Raw genomic sequence first — 18,005 nt, forward strand, 5'->3', positions numbered from 1 at the left:
TAGCAATTTGCCGCAATTAGAAACACTTTTGATTTCGCTGCTTCACAATCTGTTTCTTTGTTTTAAAATTTGTAAGTTTGCCTTCTCGAAAAAAGGCTTTGCAGTATGATTATTACCGATAAAAAACATAAAAAACTTTCTATTCAAGTTTCATTAACGGGGCTTTCCTTTTGTTGTTTCGATACTTTAAATAATACAGTTTCGTCTTTTAACGAAATTCATTTTGATGTTTTCCCTAAAACATCAAAAATCGAAGATTTGTTTGCCGACGCTTTTACTAAACATCCTGAATTACGTGATTCTTACGACGAAGTACTTGTGATTCACAATAATAATTTGGCAACCTTTGTTCCTGAACCTTTGTTTGATGAGCAATATTTAGGTAGTTATTTGCAATACAATACCAAAGTATTCGAAACTGATTTTTTTGCTTTTGATGCTATTCCTGCTTACGAAATGAATACTGTTTTTATTCCATACGTAAACATTAATAATTTTTTTATTGATCAATTTGGAGCTTTTAATTACAAGCACGCAAGTACTATTTTAGTGCAAACATTGCTTAATGCTTCGAAAAACCAGAGGGATAAAAAAATGTTTGTCCACGTAAGTGTAAGTCATTTTGAAATAGTAGTTGTACAAAATCAAAAATTACTTTTTTTCAATTCTTTTGAATATCAAACTCCAGAAGATTTTATTTACTACATCCTATTTACTGCAGAACAGTTGCAGCTAAACCCCGAATATTTCACTTTAGACTTAATTGGAGCCATTACCAAAGAGGATCCGCTTTTTCAAATTGCGTATAAATACATTCGAAATGTATCGTTGATTGATGTGGAAGATTTGCGTTGGAATAATTACTTTACCGAAGCTGAAAACCGAAACCATTTTATACTATTCCATTCATGAGAATTATTTCAGGAAAATACAAAGGACGACGCATTTTTCCTCCAAAAGGACTACCTGTTCGCCCTACAACAGATATGTCTAAAGAGGCATTATTCAATGTTTTAAACAATCATTTTAATTTTGATAGTCTAAAAGTACTGGATCTCTTTGCAGGAACGGGCAATATAAGTTATGAGTTTGCATCACGCGGAAGCACACCTATCACTTCTGTTGATGGCGATTTTGGTTGCGTAAAATTCATCAAACAAGTAGCTGCCGAATACGATTTTAATATTGCTGCCACCAAAAGTGATGTTTTTGCTTACCTAGAAAAATGTAAAACTTCTTACGATATTATTTTTGCTGATCCGCCGTACAACTTGGATCAAAAAACATTTGAGCGCATTGTGGCTTTAGTTTTTGAGAGGCAATTGCTAAATGAGGATGGAATGATGGTTATTGAACATTCAAAATACACCAAACTCGATCATATGATGCATTTTTCTTTCCAAAAAAGTTATGGAGGATCAATCTTTAGTTTTTTCGAAATTGAAAGTGATGACGATGATGACGAAGATGATGTTAAAGTAATTCCTTTAGATCAAGGAGAAGAAGAATAAAATTATCATAAAAAAAAAGCGCTCACTGAGCGCTTTTTTTGTTTTCATTATTTACCAATAACCCAACCAAGTGTAAAATTGATAACTGGTATGACATTGGAGTCGGAGCCTTGAAAGTTATACCCTATTCCGGCGCTTAGATCGAGATTAAAATTCTTGTTATAAGTACGTTGAAAACCCCAAGCTGGTGCAAGTGTAAAAGACGATTGTGAGGGTAGAAAGTTTTTGTTACTATTGATCGATTTGAAATTGTAAACGCCCATTAATGCAACAAAACTTCCTGTGTTATGCGCTGTAGTTTTATTATTAGCAGCACGTTTATCAAGATTATAATAATGACGGAACTGCGTGTCCAAGTACGGATAAAAACTCCATGTATTCCCAAACATATTTGAAGTATATCCGTACCCCGAACTTATTTCGGTGTACAAAGTGTTTTTAGAACTTAAACCATATTCATACACCAAACCTGGTAATAGTACATTAATTTTAAATTGACTTTTAGCTACGGAGGGTATGTTCTGAGCAAAAGAGTTAGGAATTGTCAAAGCCATAAAGGCCGCTAAAATAAAAGTTTTGCTATTTTTAAAATTTTTTAATGGCATTTCAAATTCTTTTTTAATTATTTTTTTAATGGATAATTTCAGTTTTCAAACCTACTAAATTAAAGTTCAAAAAATCAGAATTTTATACTATTTCTTATTATTAGTTAGTTCGTTTAAAATTAATTGATAGTTCGGAGTTGGAATTCCATATTTAAACCCTTCAACAACCACATATCCTGTTAATGATTTCACTTCTGTAATATTTCCAGCTAGAAAATCTCGATGCATCGATGATGTGTTATTATGTGGTGTTTTTTCGAGTTTTGTTATGGTTTGAGTAATTATATCGTTCGGTAATTTTACCCCTTTTGCTAAAGCAACATTAGAAATTTCATTTAATAAAGAAATATAAAGTTCTTTGTTGCTAGGGTTATTTAAAATCCCTCCTATATTTTCATTTAAATACGATGTTGCTGAGGCTAAAGCCGAAATAAAAATAAATTTTTCCCATACTGTTTCTTCAATGTTTTCAACGAGGTAGCTTTCGATTTTTGCATGTGTAAAAATAGATTGCAATACTTCTAATTTAGAAATAGGTACAGTTGAAGAACCTAAAAACAATTTCTCATAAGCCCCAATTTTCTTAATAACCCCAGGCGATTCAATCATTGAAACAATATAAACACAAGCTTGTAAAATTGTATTTTTAGGAAATAATGTTTTAATCCGTTCCGTTGCATCAACGCCATTGTACAAAGGAAAAATGATAGTTTCTGAATTGATACATTCTTTTATTGAGGCGAGACTGTTTTCAATATCGTAGGTTTTTGTAGCGCAAATAAGTACATCTAGAGTTCCAATCTCTGCTGGATTATTGGAGACTAATGCAGGAAACACAATGCTTTCAGTAGTATCTGTAGTTATTTTTAAGCCATTTTGTGCTATGCTGTTTTTAGTTGCACCACGGGCTATAAATATAATTTCAATCGTATCTGAATTTATATAAGCCTGTGCTAGCAATCCACCAAAATAGCCGCCTACGCCACCAATTCCTAAAACACCAATTCTTGTTTTCATTAAATCAACTTTACTTTTAGATATGTCTTGTACAACTATCAAATATATCTCAAAATTTGTAATAAACTTCTATTTTTTTAGGATGTAAGAACCAATCAAAATGATAACTTTGCCGTATTACCAAAAAAAATATTACAATTTCAGATTCATTTTAATTTCAACTAATATCTACAACTTTTCTGTTTTATGGCACTAAACGCAATCATTGTTGATGATCAAAAAAATTCGAGAGAGCTTATTAAAAGCTTCTGTGAGTTGTATAGTAATGGGGTTATTCAAATTGTCGCCCTATGTCCTTCAGTTGATACCGCATTAGAGGCCATTAAAGCCCATAAGCCGGATCTAGTGTTTTTAGATATTGATATGCCCGAAAAAAATGGTTTTGAATTAATCAATAGTTTTGATGTACTGCCTTTTGAAGTGGTATTTGTTACGGGACATGCCAACCAATATACAAAAGCTATTGAAATAAGTGCCATGAATTATTTAATGAAACCCATTAATCCATTGAACATAAAGGCCATTGTTGAACAATTCGAAAATAAAAACGCAATGGTTAACACTGTAAATAGAAACGAGATCCTAAAGAATAATTTGAAGGGAAATCAAACTACCATTTTATTCCCGTCTAATGATGGCTTTACGGTAGTTGATACAAGTGAAATTATAAGTTGCCAATCACAAAATGGAACTGGAAAATGTACAATTGTAACAACAAATGACAACATTGTAATTCATAAATATTTAAAAGATGTCCTGTTAGTATTACCCGAAAGCATTTTCATTAAAATAAGTAGTAGCGCCATCATCAATAAGAAAAAAATCGTTTCTTTTAACAGTAAAACGTATACCGTAAAGATGTCAGATGGTTCTAACATTAAAGTTTCAGATGCTTATTATAACAAAACTAAACTTATAGATGCACTTGCTAACTAAAGTATTACTTTTTCTTCTTTGTTTCTATGGTTTTTATTGTTCAGCTCAATACAAGCCTTCGATCAATTATACTACTTCAAATGGATTACCTAATAATGCGGTACGAGCATTGTTTTTGGATAAAAATGAAGAATTATGGATTGGTACCGAAAATGGAATTTCGAAATTGGAAAATGGAGCCTTTTCAAATCTCATTTTACCAAAAATAATAAACAATAACAGTTGCTGGGACATAGCTCAAGATCGCAATGGCAACTTATGGTTTGCTAGTTACGGTGGTGGTGTTTACAAATATGACGGTTTACAATTTACTGTTTTTGATAAACAAAAAGGCTTACCATCGTTACGAGCTCGAAAAGTGTTGCCTCACAACGACAAAATTTATGTAGGTACAGAACTAGGAATTGCAATTATCGACACTAAAACCAATGCTATTGTAGTCCCGAAAGGAATTGTCCCACATTTTGGAGTGTTTATAGTGACCGATTTCGTGGTTTACAAGAATGAGGTCTATTTTTCAACCTCAAATGAGGGAATTTTTAAAATTGTAACCAATAAAAAAAAGCCTGAAATTGTAGCCGTACATCAGTTTAATTATACCTACAGTTTAGGTTTATTTGAAGGAACTTTACTAAGTGCCAATAAAGGATTTCTGCAATCCTTTCCAATGGAAAAGTTAATACAACATCGGCAAACTTCAAAATCTCTTGGACAATCTACCTTTTGGGATTTTGCTGCAGATAGTGATCATAATCTGTACGCGGCTGCTTGGGGTGTGTTTGACAATAGCGGTGGTTTGTATGCAATTGCAAATAACCAGACGAAAAACATTTCGGAATTGTACGGAATTGATTCTAAAAATTTATTGAATGTGGTCCACGCTCGTAAAAAAAACATTCTTTTCGTAGGTTCAAAGGACAAAGGAATATACGAAATTCAGCTCGATAAAACCATTAACTACAACCCATTTGAAAATAAATCAATAGTGGATTTCACCTCCATGGGAGCAAAAAAAGTGATATTGCATCAGGATGGAGTTTCCTTTCTAGAAAAAGACAACAACATTGCCACATCAGTTTCATTAAATGATTTTAAAAATGCCGAACTAGCTTTTATCCAAAATTCAAAACAAAAACTGCCTTCACATGCTGACGGTTATTATGAATTAAATTATAAAATACCCACAAACCAAATCGAATTTTATGAAATCATAAAACATCAAAAATCGTTCTGGATTAGCAGTAATATCGGTGTATTTGAGATGAGCTTTAATGGTGAATTAATCAATTACGTACCCATTCACAGTTATAAAATTGGATTTACCTATGATCAGCAATTTATAGAAACGATTCCCTATGCAGGAGTTCGTGTATATGATGATCTTACTGGTTTAAAAGCCAAACATTTCTCAGAATTTAACACAAATACCCCTTTGGACGTAGTTGGAATTTTAAATTCAAATGATAAAACCTATTTCATCTCAGTGTTTCAAGGATTGTTTGTTTATGAAAATAAAACTTTTAAATCGCTGCTAAAGAAAGGTATTTGGAACGAAAGCAAACTCAAATTTATTACTCAAAACAAGCAAGGAAACTTAATTATTGCATCTGAATTTGGTGCTATTTATGTAATTGATAACACCAAATCTTTTAAAATACTAAAAACAATTCCAAAAAATCAGTTGATAGGTACTACAATCACGTTTCTAGAAAGTTTCCAAGACTATATTTTTATAGGTACCGAAAAAGGAATAAACTGCTATCATAAAGGAGTGATGCAGTTATTCGATAAGGAACAAGGGCTGAAAGATGCCGCCATAACTAGTTCGTATATTTTTGAAAATCAATTGTGGCTTGGCACAAAGAAAGGGTTTTTTACAATCGATTTAAACAAAATTACTGCAACTAAAAATTCGGTTACGGATATCAAAATCAGTTCAATTGCCATTAATTCCGTTCCGATTGCTCCGAAAAACTACCGTTGGTTTTCGTATCAATCCAATCAATTAATTACAGATTATGAACACAATACAATCGCATTAGACTTTGTACCAAAAGGACATTCGTTCCCAAACAAATTAAAGTTTAGATACCGCTTAAAAAAAACAAATCGATGGAGTCCTTATACAGAAAAGCCATTCGTTTATTTGTCTTACTTACCAAATGACACCTACAATCTAGAAATTGAAGTTTTAGACTTACATGCCGGAAAAACAACGCGTTTTAGTGTTTTAAAGATTATCATTCAACCTCCATTTTGGAAAACAGGACTCTTTTATAGTGTAATTGGAATTCTTGTAATTCTAGGAGCAGCGCTATTGATTTTCAGAATAAAGAAACGAGCCCAACAAAAAGCAGCAACCGAAAATCAACTTGCTAAGGCAAAACTAGAAGCCTTATTAAGTCAGATGAATCCGCATTTTACGTTTAATGCTTTATACACCATTCAACAATTTGTTTTTAATAATGACAAACTAAATTCTACAATTTATATTAGCGAAGTTGCTAGTTTGATGCGTCAAACATTAGACAATTCTACCTACCAAACCATAACAATTGCTGATGAAATTAAATATTTAGAGACCTACATTGCTATTGAAAATAAACGATTTGACAACCGTATTCAATTTACAATTGAAGTAGATGAAAGCATCGATAAACACCAAATAGAAATACCTACAATGTTATTACAGCCCTTTGTAGAAAATATTTTCAAGCATGCTTTTGATGAGGAATCTCCTCACCCTTCTTTTACAATTGATTTTACAATTACGGTTGATCAGCTGCTTCAAATTCAAATTTCAGACAATGGAAAAGGCAATACTAAAAATATAAATACGCACGATTCAAAAGGGATAAGTATTGCCAAAAAGCGCCTTCAAATTATGCAACCTAATAATATTAATCCTATTCAAATCACTTTTTCAGAGACAGGAACTACAGTAATTATCCGATTAATTATGTAGCTGGAAAAAAAATTATAACACAGATTACCCATTTTATAGCCTAGAAACCCCGATTTATAATTTCGGGGTTTTTTGTTGTTTTAAGTTTTTTAGTTTTGGCTGATAACCATAAATCAACACCAAAATATGTCAAATTTTTATTGTGCCAATTGCGGATCGAAAAGTTCTAGTATTTCGAGTTTAACCGCTAACTCCTGTCCGCGTCACCCTTTAGGACCAAGTAAGGGGAAGCATATGCTTTACGAAGGTTCCGAAAAATCAAAATACAGCTGCAAGTACTGCGGATCATCATCAAGTAGTATATCAAGTTTAACCGCTAATTCCTGTCCAAGACATCCAAACGGATCAAGTAAAGGAAAGCATTCACCGGCATTGTAAATAAAAACAAATAATATGGAAATAATTATTACTTCAATAACGGGCACTTTAGTCCTAACGACATTAGTTTGGATAATTTTTTTTAAGAATATTCAGACTAAACTACTCCATGATAAAGAAAAATTATCGATTGAATTAGGTAATATGAAATCCAACATTGATTACGAGGTCAATAGAAAACTCGAAGAAAAAGTGTCTGTTTTGAATGAACAGATTTTTGATCTAAAAAATAAATGTATAATCGTAGAGAGAGAGTCATATGATAAGGGAAAAAAGGAAGCTGCTTTAGAATTTGAAAAAGATTATTTTGTAAACGTTAGCCCATATAAATATAGTTATGAAGAAGGCAATGATTTTGTGATATTTAATACTAAAAAGAAATTCATAGAAGTTGGTTATAAACGTCAATTATTCGTAAAAGGCATTCCTGTTTTTGACCCCGTATTTACTCCTCTAGAAAGTCATGAAAATAAAGACTTTAAACTTAACGAAGAAGCAATAAATAGAGTTGTTAATAATGCAATAAAGGCTATTGCTCCACAAGCAGGAGGATTTATAAAAGTAGCCGAAAATGTAATCGAAAAATAATGAAGAACCATTTAACTAAAACATTGATAATTCTCTCTTTTCTATTTATTTCTTGCTCTAATGAGAGTAAAGTAAAAAATGAAATTGATGAATACGTAGAAAAAAACTTTAACGACCCTGACAGCTACGAACTGGTAGATTTAAAATTATTCGATACCATTAATGAGCAAAAAGTATCGAATTACTTAACAGTTCAAAGGGAAGTTAAAATAAATAAAATCAAGAACTACGTCAAAGAAAAAAGGGAGGAACATTCAAAAATTGCAGCAAATGCTTTGTTTAGTGGAAATCATTACTACTTAATATCAGCGATGAAAAAATTAGATAAGCAAAAAATAATTTTAAACCGATTAGAAAAAGATTCAGTAAAAATTGTTCAAAATGAAATTAACCAACTAAAAAATTATGTTAATTCTAAAAATATTTCTCATTATCGATACGTACATGAATTTAGAGCTAAAAATGATGTAGGAGCATTAGTAAAATGTATAGATACTTTAAGAATTAATAAAGACCTCACATTAATTGAAGACTTCCAAGAGTTCTTGCTAAATAAGTATGGTGTTGGACTTCTAGAATAGAAATCTTTTACAAGCTAAAAAGTTACTTTTTTAAAATCGCCTTGTTCAATTTCATCAAACATCTTTCGACTTAACATCTTCTTATTTTATGAAAAACACAAAAAATCAAATATTAGTTTTACTAACATTACTAACTTTTCTATCCTGCAACAATGACAATAAAAGAAACTCAAATAAAAGCAATGCTCCTGTTACAGTAGAGGAAAATACAAATCTTAATCTTCAAAAAGATGATACAAAACTATATGATACTTCATTAGCAAACAAAAAAGTTATTGATTTCGCTCATATTAGTGGAATGCTAGACTCTGAACCTACCCTTTCTGGCGAGTTTATGTCTAAACTTGATTTAAACAAATTTCAGATTTTTACAATCAAAGTAACTAATAAAAATGGCATCGAAGATGATGAAAAGATTAGAATTATTGACATTCTAGGGTATGAAAATCTTAAAGGTTGTCACGCAAATGAACCTAATTACAATAAAAGATTATCAAATGAACCCGATATTTTAGAGAGCAAAAACCGTTTTGAATTTATGGATTCATCAGGTTTTTGTGTTAAAACAATTGATTTTTATGATAACATATTTGATAAACAACCTGAATGTACCTATCAAATATTATCTGTCAGAAAATTTATTTATGAAAAAGAAAAAGAAAATATTCCTTTTCAGCTTGTATATCCTGAAAGACTTTTACGGTTGTGCAAATAAAATTGTGCCGAATTATCCATTCAAAAGAGTGTAACACCAAAAAACAAAAAAATGATAAAAAAATGTTCTTAATAACTTTGCTAATAATCTTGAACTTTGTCAATTGTAAATCTATTAATGATAGTTCTGTAAATGGCAAAATTTGTAATTCTTTTGGATTTTGCGGTCAAATTGATACCGAAGAGCTAATCATTACTAATGAAGGAGGAAAAAAGTTCAATCTTACTAAAACTGCTGATAATTTATATATGGTAAATAATGATCCCAACAACACCGTAGAAATAATTAATCAAAAAGAAGTCTATTGGAGCAAATATGGAAAACTAATTCTAGATCTACAGTAATTATTATTTAAAAAATATATCAACACACCAAAAAAACGCTAACTTAAATTAGCGTTTTTTTTATGTCCCCTTTTAAAACAAACTTCGAAACTTTTGCTTCAAAAGAACTAATCAAAATGATAATATAACTGTTCCAAAAAATTATCCTTGACTAAGGTAAGATTATTAAATTTCAATGGGTACCAAGTAAAAATTCATCAAAAATGAAACGACCATGAAAGCTCAGAATATCATCATTGAAATAATAACCGTACCTGAGGCTTTCCTATATTAACTCAATACCCGTGATGCCTATTTTTACAATTCAAAACCAATTATTCACATAAATAAAGATTTTTGTAACAAAATAAACATAATGTATACTTACATAAAACAAATCATCTAACTGAAAATAACTAAATTAAAAAACCATGAAAACATTCAAAATCAGCGCACTAGTACTTTTTCTTTGTACAAGCAGTGCTTCATTATTTGCACAAACAGCAGATGAAATTATTTCAAAATACATTACAACCATTGGTGGCGCAGAAAAATTAAAAGCCCTGAAAAGTGTAAAGATGGAAATGGTTACTAACGCTCAAGGAATGGAAATTCCGGTAGAAATTTTCCAAGAAAAAGGTGGTAAAATGGCTGTAAAGCTTAACTTCCAAGGAAAAGAAATTACACAAATGGCGTCAGACGGCGAAACCATGTGGAGCACCAACTTTATGACGATGAAAGCTGAAAAAATGGATGCAGAAACTACCGCAAATGCTAAATTGAGTAGTGAAGATTTTCCAGAACCATTTTTAGACTACAAATCCAAAGGATATAGTGCAGAATTTATGGGTAAAGAAACAAAAGAAGGAACAGAATGCTACAAAATAAAATTTACCAAAAAACCAATCATGGTTAATGGTGTAAAATCTGATGATGTTTCTTATTACTTTTTCGAAACCGAAAATAATTTACCAATTGCAGCTGAAACTGAGATAAAGCAAGGACCTGCAAAAGGACAAAAATCAACTTCAACTATGAGTGATTACCAAGAAGTGGACGGAATCTTTTTCCCATTTTCAATGAATCAAGGTGGCCAAGAAATGAAAGTTAAAAAAATTACTTTAAACCCTACTTTAGATTCAAAAATTTACGCTTTTCCAGCTCAATAATATCTGTATAATCAACTCAAAGTCCTTATTGCGAAGTAAGGACTTTTTTTAACAAACATTTCTATGAAAAAAAGAATAATGTGGGTTGCTTGTATAGGCATACTATCTGCAACAAATGCTTTGGCACAAGATAAAATCGTTCTGAAAGGTAAAGAGCTTTTTGGTGATATTCAAGCCAGACACCTGGGTCCTGCTTTAATGAGTGGTAGAATTACCGATCTTGAAGTGCATCCTACAAACAATAAAATCATTTACACAGGTACAGCTGGCGGCGGTGTCTGGAAAAGTAACGATGGAGGAGCTTCATTTAATCCAATATTTGATGAACATATTCAATCTATCGGCTGCGTAACTATAGATCCTTCAAAACCAGACCAAAACATTTGGGTTGGTACCGGAGAAACGTGGACTAGAAATAGTGTTTCCATGGGTGATGGAATTTACAAATCGACAGATGGTGGTCAAAACTGGAAAAACATGGGATTGCCTAAATCTGACCGAATTAGTTCTATTGTTGTTGATCCTAAAAATAGTGATATTGTTTGGGTTGGTGTTCTTGGAGCCTTGTGGGGAGATAGTGACGAAAGAGGTATTTACAAAACAACAGATGGCGGAAACACTTGGAACAAAGTTCTTTTTGTAGATAACAAAACAGGTTGTTCAGATTTGATTATCGACCCTAAAAATAGCGCCATCATGTATGCCTCTTTTTGGGAATTCAGAAGAACGGGTTGGTCATTCAGTTCGGGTGGAACTAAATCGGCTTTGTATAAATCTGTAGACGGTGGAAAAACTTGGAACAAGATCCACACTGGTTTTCCTGCAGGTCAATTGGGAAGAATAGCCATTGCAGTAGCTCCTTCGAACTCAAACATTTTGTATTCGGTACTTGAAACAGAAAAACCAGAGTTGAATGGTTTGTACCGCTCTGATGATGCAGGTGCCAATTGGAAACATCTGAATAACGATTTTGGTTTAGTGGTAAGACCTTTCTATTTTTCGAGAATAACTGTTGATCCAAAAAATCCTGAAATTGTTGTCAAAGGTGGTTTGAGCGGATCAATAAGTAGAGATGGTGGAAAAACATTCAAAAACCTTGGAAACATGCACTCAGACATCCATGATATTGTTTTTGATATTAATGATAGTAACAGAATGTATTGTGGGACAGATGGTGGTGTTTACAGAAGTTGGGACGGTGCCAATACGATGGAAATGGTCAGCAACATTCCTGTTTCTCAGTTTTATCACGTAAGTATCGATGATAAAGAACCATTTAATGTTTATGGAGGCTTACAAGATAACGGTTCTTGGTATGGCCCATCAAAAAGTCCGGGCGGAATTGAATCAAGAGACTGGACTAGAATTGGTCAAGGTGATGGTTTTAGAGTAATCAAGCATCCAACCAAAAATATCATTTACAGTGAAATGCAAGGTGCCGAAAATGTTTGGCGCTACAATACAGATACGCAAGAGTTAATCACAATTCAGCCATTAGCAGTAAAAGGCGATCCAAAATTACGTTTCAACTGGAATGCTCCAATGGAAATAAGTAAAAAACAAGCCGATCGTTTCTACATGGGAAGTCAGTTCGTACACAAATCAGAGGATATGGGTCGTACATGGACCAAAATTTCACCAGATTTAACTACGAATGATGCTTCAAAATACAATACAGAAAAGTCGGGTGGATTGTCTGTTGACAATTCTGGAGCGGAGAAACACTGTACTATTTTTACAATTGCCGAGTCTCCATTAAACGAAAAAGTGATTTGGGCCGGTACTGACGACGGTAATGTACAAGTTACCAAAGATGGTGGAAAAACGTGGACTAATGTGGTTGCTAACATTGCTGGACTTCCAAAAAATACTTGGTGTTATCACATTGAAGCAAGTACTTTTGGAGAAGGAACAGCCTATGCCGTTTTTGAGGGTCATGCAAAAAATGATTATACTCCATACACCTACAAAACGACCGATTTTGGAAAAACATGGAAATCTATTATTACATCTGATGTGGATGGTTTTGTTCGTAATATTCAAGAAGATTTTACCAATGAAAACTTATTGTTCTTGGGTACCGAAAAAGGTTTATACATTACTATAGATGGTGGCGCAAACTGGTCTCATTTTACCAATAAAATGCCATCGGTTGCTGTGCATTACATGGAATTAAGTACTAAAACCAATTCGTTGGTTATGGCAACTCATGGTCGTGGGGTTATCATCCTAGATGATATTACGCCCTTGCGTCAAATCAGTCAAGACGTTCTTGCTAAAGATGTTCATTTCTTTGATTTGAAGCCAGCTGTAATTGAAGAACAATCAAGTTTTGGAACTACTGCCACAGAATTGGAGTTTGTGGGAAATAATCCATCATCAAGTGCTCAAATTATCTATTACCTGAAAAAAAGACATACTTTAGGTAAGATGGATCTTGAAATACAAGACGAACAAGGCAATAAAATTGTGTCGTTACCTGCAGGCAAACAAAAAGGAATCAACGTAGTTGCCTGGGACTATAACATGAAAAACCCAAAAATTGCGTCTGGAAAAACAGTATCATTTGCTGGTTTTACTTCGCCACGTGTGCAAGAGGGCAATTATAAAGTAGTAATGACCAAAGGAAAAGATACTTACACACACACCTTTAAAGTTCTAAATGATCCAAAAAGTAGTATTTCTGCCGCTGATAGAGGGAAACAAAAAGAGACTACACGAGAGTTGTTCAACAAAAACGAAGAACTAGCTTATGCAGTGTATGAAATTGACGAAACTGTAAAATTATTAGATCAATTAATTGCTAAAAATAAAGGTTTTGCCAAAAATGGCACAAAAATCAAAACTGATTTTGAAAATGTAAAAGCAAAAATGGTAGTTACTACTGGTGACGCCTACGTAGCTTCAGCAGAGCCTCAGTTAAGAGAAAAACTTGGAGAATTATACGCTTCTATTGCTAGCAACTTTACAGCTCCTTCTCCTTCACAATTAGAAAATAAGGAATCGATTATGCAGCGCTTTGATAGCGAAATGAAAGATTTCAAAACGGTTAAAACAAAAAATGAAGCTACTTATTTAAAACAAGCAAAAGAACAAAACATCCCGTTTGTTTTGAAAACATTTGCAGAGTTTATTTCAGAATAAGAACATTTAAAACAAATTGTATCAAAAACGCTAACTTCGGTTGGCGTTTTTTTATACCTCATTTTAACACAAACTTCTAAACTGTTGCATCAAAAGAACAATTCAAAATGGTAACTTTGCTTTTTTGCAAAAAATTATGCTAGACAAAGACAATACCATTGAAGTTCAAGGCGCTCGCGTCCACAACTTAAAAAATATAGATGTTTCCATTCCAAGAGAAAAACTGGTTGTCATTACCGGTCTTTCGGGATCTGGAAAATCCTCCTTAGCTTTTGATACCATTTATGCCGAAGGGCAACGCCGTTATGTAGAAACTTTTTCTGCCTATGCACGTCAGTTTTTGGGTGGATTAGAACGTCCTGATGTTGATAAAATCGATGGCCTTTCACCTGTGATTGCTATTGAACAAAAAACGACCAGTAAAAGTCCACGTTCTACGGTAGGAACTATAACTGAAATTTATGATTTCTTGCGTTTGCTCTATGCTCGTGGTGCCGATGCTTACAGTTACAACAGTGGCGAAAAAATGGTTTCTTACTCCGATGAACAAATCAAAGATTTAATTCTTCATGATTTTGCAGGAAAACGAATCAATATTTTGGCGCCTGTAATTAGAGCTCGAAAAGGACATTACGCAGAGCTTTTTCAACAAATTGCCAAGCAAGGCTTTTTGAAAGTTCGTGTGAATGGCGACGTACTCGATATTACTTTAGGGATGAAACTCGACCGTTACAAAACCCACGACATCGAAATTGTTGTAGATCGAATGGTAATTGAAGACACACCAGATAACGCCAAACGTTTGATGGAAAGTATCAATACCGCCATGAATCAAGGTGAAAATGTATTGATGGTTTTAGACCAAGATTCGAATGAGGTGCGCTATTTTAGTCGGAACTTGATGTGTCCTAGCACTGGAATATCTTATCAAAATCCAGAGCCTAATTTGTTTTCTTTCAATTCTCCGAAAGGAGCTTGTGATCATTGCAACGGACTCGGAACTGTGAATGAAGTCAACAGTAAAAAGATTGTTCCAAACCCAAAATTATCTATTAAAGCGGGTGGTTTTGCCCCTTTGGGCGAATACAAAAGCTCTTGGATTTTTAAGCAATTGGAAACCATTGGTGAAAAATTCAGTTTTAAATTGACTGATGCCATTGAAACCATACCAGCTGAGGCGATGGAAATGATTTTGAATGGTGGCAAAGAAAAATTTAGCATCGAATCGAAAACAGCTGGAGTTACTAAAGAATATAAAATTGATTTTGAAGGAATTTCGCATTTCATAAAAAACCAATACGATGAAAGTGGATCGGCGACAATTAAGCGCTGGGCAAAGGAATTCATGGATGAAATAAAATGTCCGGTTTGTGAAGGTTCCCGATTAAAAAAAGAAGCCCAATTCTTTAAAATCAACACAAAAAACATCACCGAATTGTGCGATATGGACATTTCGGATTTGACTGCTTGGTTCAAAGATTTAGACAACCATTTATCTGATAAACAAAAGCGTATCGCCACCGAAGTAATCAAAGAGATAAAGGACCGTTTGCACTTCTTGATGAATGTAGGTTTGGATTATTTGGCTTTAAGCCGAAGTTCGAAATCACTTTCAGGAGGTGAAGCACAGCGTATTCGTTTGGCCACACAAATTGGTTCACAATTGGTTGGTGTCTTGTATATTTTGGATGAACCGAGTATTGGATTGCACCAGCGAGACAATGAAAAACTGATTCAATCACTAGAGCAGTTAAGAGACATTGGGAATTCGGTAGTTGTCGTTGAACATGACAAAGACATGATAGAACGCGCTGATTATGTAATTGACATTGGACCCAAAGCCGGAAAATACGGTGGTGAAATCATTAGTAAAGGAACGCCTGCCGAAATCTTGAAACACCATACTATTACAGCGATGTACATGAATGGCGAGATGAAAATTGAAGTTCCTAAAAAACGACGAGACGGCAACGGAAAATTCCTAAAATTAACTGGAGCAACCGGAAATAACTTGAAAAACGTTTCGATTGAATTGCCATTGGGTAAAATGATTTGTGTAACTGGAGTTTCGGGAAGTGGAAAATCAACTTTGATCAACGAGACGCTCTACCCTATTTTGAATGCGTATTATTTTAATGGTGTTAAAAAACCGCAACCGTACAAAAAAATTGAAGGTTTAGAACATATAGATAAAGTGATTGATATTGACCAAAGCCCGATTGGTAGAACACCACGCTCGAATCCAGCAACCTACACCGAGGTATTTACAGAAATCAGAAACCTATTTACGATGACTTCTGAAAGTATGATTCGCGGATACAAAGCAGGTCGTTTTAGTTTTAATGTAAAAGGAGGACGCTGTGAAACCTGCGAAGGATCAGGTGTTCGAACAATAGAAATGAACTTTTTACCTGATGTGTACGTAGAATGCGAAACCTGTCAAGGAAAACGTTTTAATAGAGAAACATTAGAAATTCGATACAAAGGAAAATCCATTTCAGATGTATTGAATATGACTATTGACGAGGCCGTTCCTTTCTTTGAAATGATTCCGAAGATATATAGAAAAGTTAAAACCTTACAAGATGTAGGTTTGGGTTATATCACTTTAGGCCAACAAAGTACCACTCTTTCAGGAGGTGAAGCACAACGCATCAAGTTAGCGGGAGAATTGTCTAAAAAAGATACTGGAAATACGTTTTACATCTTAGACGAACCTACAACAGGACTCCATTTTGAAGATATAAGAGTGCTGATGGAAGTAATTAATAAACTAGTTGATAAAGGAAATACGATCTTAATTATTGAACACAATATGGATGTGATTAAACTGGCTGATTACATTATTGATATTGGTCCTGAAGGCGGAAAAGGCGGCGGTCAGTTGATTGCCAAGGGAACGCCTGAAGAAGTTTCAAAAAGCAAAAAAAGCTATACCGCACAGTTTTTAAAGAAAGAGTTGGTTTAATTCCACTCCTTTGGAGGGATGCCCTGATTGTCATTACGTTAAGAGTTTATTTGTCATTCCGACGAAGGAGGAATCTCTGTATGTTGCTCACGTTTGTTGAGATTCCTCCTTCGTCGGAATGACAAAATCATAGGGATTATTATTTAAATTAATGACATTGGGCGGTGACCCCTCCAAAGGAGGGGAATAAAAAACTACAAAAGCAGTACGCTTCAGTTTTAAAAAAAGAATTACTTTAGCAGGCTCGATTTTTAGCCCTGATGGAAGTGGCATCCTTTTTATTTTTTTTCTTTAAAAAATAAAAAGATAGAACGTACAGCAGGATAAAGCTCCTGAAAAAAATAGAAAAGATAATTAAAATATAGAATATGAGATTAGAAGATTTTGATAATGACGAGGATAAAGTAATCCAAGACCGATTGAAGCAGAAAGATTGGAATGAAATACGTACTAACGATAGCTGGGCGATTTTTAAAATCATGTCAGAGTTTGTAAATGGGTACGAAAGTATGGGGCGTATAGGTCCTTGTGTGTCTATTTTTGGATCGGCGAGAACCAAGCCAGAGGATCCAAATTACTTACTGGCAGAAAAAATTGCTTACAAAATTAGTAAAGCGGGTTACGGCGTAATTACTGGCGGTGGTCCTGGAATTATGGAAGCTGGCAATAAAGGAGCGCATTTAGGCGGTGGAACATCTGTAGGTTTGAATATTGAGTTGCCTTTTGAGCAGCATTTTAACCCATATATTGACAATGATAAAAACCTAAACTTTGATTATTTCTTTGTTAGAAAGGTAATGTTTGTGAAATATTCGCAAGGATTTGTGGTTATGCCTGGAGGTTTTGGAACATTAGACGAACTTTTTGAGGCAATCACGTTAATTCAAACCAAAAAAATTGGAAAATTCCCTATTATTTTGGTGGGAAGCACTTTCTGGTCTGGGTTGTTAGACTGGGTTAAAACGGTGCTTGTAGAAAAAGAAAAGACAGTAAGTCCTGGGGATTTAGACTTAATTAAAATTGTAGATACCGAAGATGAAGTGGTTGCTGTAATTGATGCCTTTTATAAAAAATACGATTTATCTCCTAATTTTTAATACGATAA

General features: G+C 33.6%; 14 protein-coding genes. 12 read left to right on the forward strand and 2 right to left on the reverse strand.

Annotated elements, in window-relative coordinates; genetic code table 11:
- The first annotated feature begins 105 nt into the window (after positions 1-105).
- Both KBJ98_RS09645 and KBJ98_RS09650 read left to right on the forward strand, forming a co-directional pair.
- A complete protein-coding gene (locus KBJ98_RS09645; RefSeq protein WP_210790059.1) occupies positions 106-912 on the forward strand; it encodes a DUF3822 family protein in 807 nt (268 codons plus the stop codon).
- On the forward strand, positions 909-1,511 hold the full coding sequence (locus KBJ98_RS09650; RefSeq protein ID WP_210790062.1) for an RsmD family RNA methyltransferase: 603 nt from the start codon (positions 909-911) through the stop codon (positions 1,509-1,511). Before KBJ98_RS09645 ends, KBJ98_RS09650 begins: the two co-directional genes overlap by 4 nt.
- A 47-nt stretch (positions 1,512-1,558) precedes the next feature.
- Here KBJ98_RS09650 and KBJ98_RS09655 read toward each other — a convergent pair whose 3' ends face one another.
- Both KBJ98_RS09655 and KBJ98_RS09660 read right to left on the reverse strand, forming a co-directional pair.
- Positions 1,559-2,116, reverse strand: a complete 558-nt coding sequence (locus KBJ98_RS09655; protein WP_210790066.1) for a hypothetical protein — start codon at positions 2,114-2,116, stop codon at positions 1,559-1,561.
- A gap of 87 nt (positions 2,117-2,203) precedes the next feature.
- Entirely contained in the window at positions 2,204-3,133 is a 930-nt protein-coding gene (locus tag KBJ98_RS09660; RefSeq protein WP_210790067.1) for a ketopantoate reductase family protein, read from the reverse strand.
- A gap of 186 nt (positions 3,134-3,319) precedes the next feature.
- Between KBJ98_RS09660 and KBJ98_RS09665 the strand changes: the two genes are divergently transcribed.
- The 10 genes from KBJ98_RS09665 (at position 3,320) to KBJ98_RS09710 (ending at position 17,997) form a co-directional block, all read left to right on the forward strand.
- Positions 3,320-4,069 (forward strand): LytR/AlgR family response regulator transcription factor, encoded by a 750-nt coding sequence (locus tag KBJ98_RS09665; protein WP_210790070.1) that lies wholly within the window; start codon positions 3,320-3,322, stop codon positions 4,067-4,069.
- Positions 4,053-7,034, forward strand: coding sequence for a sensor histidine kinase (locus tag KBJ98_RS09670; protein ID WP_210790072.1), 2,982 nt, complete (start codon positions 4,053-4,055; stop codon positions 7,032-7,034). Before KBJ98_RS09665 ends, KBJ98_RS09670 begins: the two co-directional genes overlap by 17 nt.
- A gap of 393 nt (positions 7,035-7,427) precedes the next feature.
- Positions 7,428-8,000 carry a hypothetical protein gene (locus KBJ98_RS09675; protein WP_210790074.1) on the forward strand — a complete coding sequence of 191 codons (573 nt, stop codon included), beginning with the start codon at positions 7,428-7,430 and terminating at the stop codon, positions 7,998-8,000.
- Positions 8,000-8,581 carry a hypothetical protein gene (locus tag KBJ98_RS09680; RefSeq protein WP_210790077.1) on the forward strand — a complete coding sequence of 194 codons (582 nt, stop codon included), beginning with the start codon at positions 8,000-8,002 and terminating at the stop codon, positions 8,579-8,581. The genes KBJ98_RS09675 and KBJ98_RS09680 overlap by 1 nt, the downstream gene beginning before the upstream one ends.
- An 88-nt stretch (positions 8,582-8,669) precedes the next feature.
- Positions 8,670-9,296: a hypothetical protein gene (locus tag KBJ98_RS09685; protein ID WP_210790080.1), complete on the forward strand. Its 627-nt coding sequence runs from the start codon at positions 8,670-8,672 to the stop codon at positions 9,294-9,296.
- A gap of 62 nt (positions 9,297-9,358) precedes the next feature.
- The gene (locus tag KBJ98_RS09690; RefSeq protein WP_210790083.1) at positions 9,359-9,640 is read left to right on the forward strand and encodes a hypothetical protein; all 282 of its coding nucleotides are present in this window, start codon (positions 9,359-9,361) and stop codon (positions 9,638-9,640) included.
- A 410-nt stretch (positions 9,641-10,050) separates the two neighbouring features.
- Positions 10,051-10,788, forward strand: a complete 738-nt coding sequence (locus KBJ98_RS09695; RefSeq protein WP_210790086.1) for an outer membrane lipoprotein-sorting protein — start codon at positions 10,051-10,053, stop codon at positions 10,786-10,788.
- A gap of 63 nt (positions 10,789-10,851) precedes the next feature.
- A complete protein-coding gene (locus tag KBJ98_RS09700; RefSeq protein WP_210790089.1) occupies positions 10,852-13,932 on the forward strand; it encodes a WD40/YVTN/BNR-like repeat-containing protein in 3,081 nt (1,026 codons plus the stop codon).
- A gap of 136 nt (positions 13,933-14,068) precedes the next feature.
- Positions 14,069-16,900: an excinuclease ABC subunit UvrA gene (gene uvrA, locus KBJ98_RS09705; RefSeq protein WP_210790091.1), complete on the forward strand. Its 2,832-nt coding sequence runs from the start codon at positions 14,069-14,071 to the stop codon at positions 16,898-16,900.
- Positions 16,901-17,268: 368 nt separating this feature from the next.
- On the forward strand, positions 17,269-17,997 hold the full coding sequence (locus KBJ98_RS09710; protein ID WP_210790093.1) for an LOG family protein: 729 nt from the start codon (positions 17,269-17,271) through the stop codon (positions 17,995-17,997).
- Positions 17,998-18,005: the final 8 nt, after the last annotated feature.

The organism is Flavobacterium erciyesense (assembly GCF_018069925.1).
Taxonomy (GTDB): domain Bacteria; phylum Bacteroidota; class Bacteroidia; order Flavobacteriales; family Flavobacteriaceae; genus Flavobacterium; species Flavobacterium erciyesense.

Coding starts and splice junctions, on each gene's coding strand:
- KBJ98_RS09690 (WP_210790083.1), top strand. CDS start 9,359: ATGTTCTTAATAACTTTGCTAATAATCTTGAACTTTGTCAATTGTAAA.
- KBJ98_RS09710 (WP_210790093.1), top strand. CDS start 17,269: ATGAGATTAGAAGATTTTGATAATGACGAGGATAAAGTAATCCAAGAC.
- KBJ98_RS09650 (WP_210790062.1), top strand. CDS start 909: ATGAGAATTATTTCAGGAAAATACAAAGGACGACGCATTTTTCCTCCA.
- KBJ98_RS09685 (WP_210790080.1), top strand. CDS start 8,670: ATGAAAAACACAAAAAATCAAATATTAGTTTTACTAACATTACTAACT.
- KBJ98_RS09675 (WP_210790074.1), top strand. CDS start 7,428: ATGGAAATAATTATTACTTCAATAACGGGCACTTTAGTCCTAACGACA.
- KBJ98_RS09680 (WP_210790077.1), top strand. CDS start 8,000: ATGAAGAACCATTTAACTAAAACATTGATAATTCTCTCTTTTCTATTT.
- KBJ98_RS09665 (WP_210790070.1), top strand. CDS start 3,320: ATGGCACTAAACGCAATCATTGTTGATGATCAAAAAAATTCGAGAGAG.
- KBJ98_RS09655 (WP_210790066.1), bottom strand. CDS start 2,116: ATGCCATTAAAAAATTTTAAAAATAGCAAAACTTTTATTTTAGCGGCC.
- uvrA (WP_210790091.1), top strand. CDS start 14,069: ATGCTAGACAAAGACAATACCATTGAAGTTCAAGGCGCTCGCGTCCAC.
- KBJ98_RS09645 (WP_210790059.1), top strand. CDS start 106: ATGATTATTACCGATAAAAAACATAAAAAACTTTCTATTCAAGTTTCA.
- KBJ98_RS09695 (WP_210790086.1), top strand. CDS start 10,051: ATGAAAACATTCAAAATCAGCGCACTAGTACTTTTTCTTTGTACAAGC.
- KBJ98_RS09670 (WP_210790072.1), top strand. CDS start 4,053: ATGCACTTGCTAACTAAAGTATTACTTTTTCTTCTTTGTTTCTATGGT.
- KBJ98_RS09660 (WP_210790067.1), bottom strand. CDS start 3,133: ATGAAAACAAGAATTGGTGTTTTAGGAATTGGTGGCGTAGGCGGCTAT.
- KBJ98_RS09700 (WP_210790089.1), top strand. CDS start 10,852: ATGAAAAAAAGAATAATGTGGGTTGCTTGTATAGGCATACTATCTGCA.